Source organism: Erythrobacter epiphyticus (assembly GCF_034653295.1).
In the GTDB taxonomy this organism is placed as follows: Bacteria; Pseudomonadota; Alphaproteobacteria; order Sphingomonadales; family Sphingomonadaceae; genus Erythrobacter.
The window spans coordinates 1-1223 of record NZ_JAYEEU010000025.1 but is presented as its reverse complement, the minus strand read 5'-3'; the positions used below and the strand labels follow the sequence as shown (position 1 = coordinate 1223).

2 protein-coding genes and 2 pseudogenes are annotated in these 1223 nt (G+C 66.0%); 1 reads left to right on the top strand and 3 read right to left on the bottom strand.

Going from position 1 to position 1223, the window contains the following annotated elements; all coding sequences use genetic code 11:
- Positions 1-418: pseudogene (locus SOQ14_RS14280) on the bottom strand (DNA ligase-associated DEXH box helicase); the annotation flags it as partial.
- Between the two features lie 37 nt (positions 419-455).
- On the opposite strand from SOQ14_RS14280, the pseudogene SOQ14_RS14275 reads away from it, so the two are divergent.
- Positions 456-680, top strand: a pseudogene (locus SOQ14_RS14275) (phosphomannomutase); the annotation flags it as partial.
- Between the two features lie 69 nt (positions 681-749).
- Here SOQ14_RS14275 and SOQ14_RS14270 read toward each other — a convergent pair.
- On the bottom strand, positions 750-1067 hold the full coding sequence (locus tag SOQ14_RS14270) for a J domain-containing protein (RefSeq protein WP_322897338.1): 318 nt from the start codon (positions 1065-1067) through the stop codon (positions 750-752).
- Positions 1067-1223, bottom strand: a 157-nt coding sequence (locus SOQ14_RS14265; protein ID WP_322898785.1) for a division plane positioning ATPase MipZ, incomplete at its 5' end; no start/stop codon positions are given. The genes SOQ14_RS14270 and SOQ14_RS14265, both read right to left, overlap by 1 nt.

The following is a 1223-nucleotide window of genomic DNA, read 5'->3' as shown; positions in this document are numbered from 1 at the left end:
GCGCGGGATCGCGCACCGGCTTGAGCCCCCATACGGCGAGGCAATAATCATTGGCAACAAAGCCCGCTGGCATCAGCCCGCGCTCTTCCATCCGCCGGGTGATCAGCATCCCGAGGCTCTGGTTCGCGTTCCAGCCTTCGAAAGTGTAATAGGCGGGGTAATGCTTGCCGCCAAGCGGGAAGCTATCGACCAGCAATTCGCCGGGCGCGGGCAGGCGCGAGCGGTAATCCTGCATCTCCAGCCATTCGCGCACATCATCGGGGAAGCGCCCCCATCCCGCGCGATCGGCCAGCATCGCCTGTACGCGCTGCGAAAGATGGGTGGTGAGCGGCATGCGCAGCCCGCCATAGCTCGGGATCGTCGCGCTTTTCCTGGCAGCGCGGACAATGACATCCATGTCCTTCACGCTTTCGACCTCAGGCCCAAGCTCACAACCACAAGAAGGCCCAACCCTCATGCAGCATACCTTCGATCCCACGATCCTGCGCGAATATGACATTCGCGGTGTAATCGGCGACACTTTGGGCGCCGAGGATGCCCGTGCGATCGGGCGGGCTTTCGGCACACTGCTGGCCCGCGCCGGGGGCAAGACAGTGGCGGTCGGCTATGATGGGCGGGTGTCATCCCCTATGCTCGAACACGCGCWGGATCGWRGGATCGAAGGTATGCTGCATGAGGGTTGGGCCTTCTTGTGGTTGTGAGCTTGGGCCTGAGGTTGGTAGCGCAATGTGTCAAGGCTGTGATGCGGCCTAGGGCTCCCCTTGCGCGCCCTCACCGGCTGGCGGCAGCGCACCCAGCAACAGATCGCGTGCGGCATTGGCTTCGCGCAGGGCATCGCTGCTCCCGCCGCGATCGGGATGCACCAGCGCTGCAAGCCTGCGGTGCGCGGCAATGATCTCCTCGCGGCTGGCTGCGGCGGGCACGCCGAGCAAGGCGCGCGCCTTGCCCAGCGCCTGCCGTCGCGCGGCACCGCCAGCCTGCCCCAGGCCTTGCCACGGCCACTGCCCGAATGCCCAGCGGAACAACACGCAACCAATGGCCAGCAGCAGGGCGATCCGCAGCAGCATCAGGCGAGCGCCAGCTCCGCCTGTTCGCGGGCATAGCCGGGCAGGGCGAGCGCCTTGACCAGCGCGCGCAATTCCTGCCGCGCCACGAGATGGCTGGTGCCAAGCTCGCCGAGATGCCCCTTGTCAAGCAAGGTCAAGCCCGACGGGAACAATTCG

What these genes read in the sequence shown, in the direction of transcription:
- SOQ14_RS14270 (WP_322897338.1), bottom strand. Translation starts at nt 1,067, where the DNA reads ATGCTGCTGCGGATCGCCCTGCTGCTGGCCATTGGTTGCGTGTTGTTC.